We start from the raw sequence: 2,063 nt of genomic DNA on the forward strand, positions 1-2,063 counted from the left end.
AGTCTGTCTCGAGAATGCCCCGTCCGAGGACCGCCGGACTGTCCCACAGGTAACGCTGGTGGTGCAGTTCCCTCATCATCGGCGAGAACCATCCCGCGACCCGGAGAACCGGCCACGGGATATGGCGCACCGTCGCCTTTCTGTCGGGCGAGGCGGCGTCCGCCATCTGCCGTTGCGCCATCGTCACCGACGCTGGCGCGAGCAGCACGGCGTCCCCATCGGAAACCAGAGTGTCCGCATGCTCCGCCGCAGCCACCATCGCCGCCGTAAGATCCGGAATCCACGTCACAGACCGGCGAGCGTCCGGATCCCCCAGCACCCACGCTGTCTTCCCGGAGGACGCCGGCCCCAGCACCAGCATCTCGAATACCGACGTGGCAGGGTCCGCCGTCGGTCCGATGAGGTCGGCGGCGACGATCGACAGTGTCGTCGCGGGATGAGCGGCGCGAGAGGCGAGCAGCTGCGCCCGAACCTCACCGAGCGGTGACGCGGGAACCGGAGTCTGTGCGAGGACCTCTTCGGTGAGTTCCTGCGCACCGGTTCCGAAGGCGTAGACGGACTCGGGGAACACGACCGGGATCCCCGCTTCCGCGGCGACGTCCAACACCGCCTGTTCCCGGGGCGGGAGGTCCGTGGTCCAGGCGCGGGAGTCGTAGCTGGTGTGGATGCAGTGGAAAATTGCGGCAACGCCTTTGCCGAGGACCACACTGCGCAGCAGATCGCGGTCGCCGGCATCTCCGCGGACGAGTGCGGCGCCTTCGCCGACGCCCTCTCCGCGACGGATGACGGTGACCTCATGGCCTGCGCCGATGAGGTCGATGGCCAGTTGGGTGCCGATCTGCCCTGCACCGGTGATGACATAGCGCATGACCCTTCTCCTTTTTTGTGATCAGTGCTCTCTGAATGGACATGCTCACCGTACTGCTCCATGCCGGAGAAAAACAAGAGCGCTGATCTCTTTTTGTGAATGAGCGTCCCGTGCCACAATGTGAGCCATGCCCGAAACTCCCCCCGACCCAACCTCCGGTCCCTCCGGCGCACCCCGCCCGCGACGCACCCATGCGCAGGCCCGGGCGGAGATGCGCGAAGGAATCCTCCGCCTCGGCCGGGAACAACTGACGAAGAACGGCGCCGCCGGACTCTCCGTCCGTGAGATCGCCCGGGGCCTCGGCGTGGCGTCCTCCGCCGTGTACCGGCATGTCAGAGACCGTGACGAGCTCATCACCCTCCTCATCGTGGACGCCTACACCGCCCTCGCGGACTGCGTGGACGGGGCGCTCGCCGAGTTGGAGGACGCCGGGCCCGCGGACCGGCTGCGCACCCTGGCCCACGCGCTCCGGTCATGGGCGGTCACCGATCCCGCCCGCTGGGCACTGATCTACGGTTCTCCGGTCCCCGGATACGCCGCCCCCGCCGACGACACTGTGCCCCCCGGCACGCGCGTCATGGTCACACTTCTGAAGATCCTCGCGGAAGGACACCCCGACACGGAATCCCGCACCACGCCAGCCCCTCTGTCCGGTCCACTCGCCGGGGCACTCGAGGAGGGCGCCCGGGAATTCGGCATCGCCGCATCCCCCCCCGACCATCTCGCGGACGCCCTCGATGCCTGGGTCTCGCTCATCGGCACTGTCAGCGCCGAGGTCTTCGGCCAGCTCGGACCGGACCTCACAGCTCTCGGCGAGGAGTTGCTCGACCGGTGGATCGCCGGGACAGTGGCGACGTTCTCACTGGACTGACCAGTCCCTACACGGCCCTACATGTAGATCGTCATGCAGATGATGAAGCCGACGAGCATGACGGCGACGAGGATCATCGTCGTCACGTCCGCCCGCGAGGAGTGCGGGATCTCCGGCTGCTGGGCGGCCTGCGCTGCCTCGAGCTCCTGCTGATCGCGCAGGGCGTCCTCGTAGCCGGTGGTCTCGTACCCGCTGGTCTCGTAGTCGGCCTCATGGCCGGTCGCGTTGCTCATCACGCCACTACCTTCACAATCTCGTGCACGATCGCCCAGATGCTGATCGCGTAGACCAGCGCCATGAACCAGGTGTAGGCCCACTTGCCCG

Annotated in this window: 3 protein-coding genes; 1 reads left to right on the forward strand and 2 read right to left on the reverse strand. The window is 67.4% G+C overall.

Annotation, left to right across the window (positions count from 1 at the left end):
• On the reverse strand, positions 1–868 hold an 868-nt coding region (locus QZV72_RS12315), incomplete at its 3' end, for an NAD-dependent epimerase/dehydratase family protein (RefSeq protein ID WP_297008882.1).
• A 127-nt stretch (positions 869–995) separates the two neighbouring features.
• Here QZV72_RS12315 and QZV72_RS12320 point away from each other — a divergent pair.
• Complete coding sequence (locus tag QZV72_RS12320) at positions 996–1,739, forward strand: TetR/AcrR family transcriptional regulator (protein WP_297008883.1); 744 nt, start codon at positions 996–998, stop codon at positions 1,737–1,739.
• A gap of 17 nt (positions 1,740–1,756) precedes the next feature.
• Here QZV72_RS12320 and QZV72_RS12325 read toward each other — a convergent pair whose 3' ends face one another.
• Positions 1,757–1,972, reverse strand: a complete 216-nt coding sequence (locus tag QZV72_RS12325) for a hypothetical protein (protein ID WP_297008884.1) — start codon at positions 1,970–1,972, stop codon at positions 1,757–1,759.
• Positions 1,973–2,063: the final 91 nt, after the last annotated feature.

The organism is uncultured Corynebacterium sp., from assembly GCF_902782855.1.
GTDB lineage: Bacteria > Actinomycetota > Actinomycetes > Mycobacteriales > Mycobacteriaceae > Corynebacterium.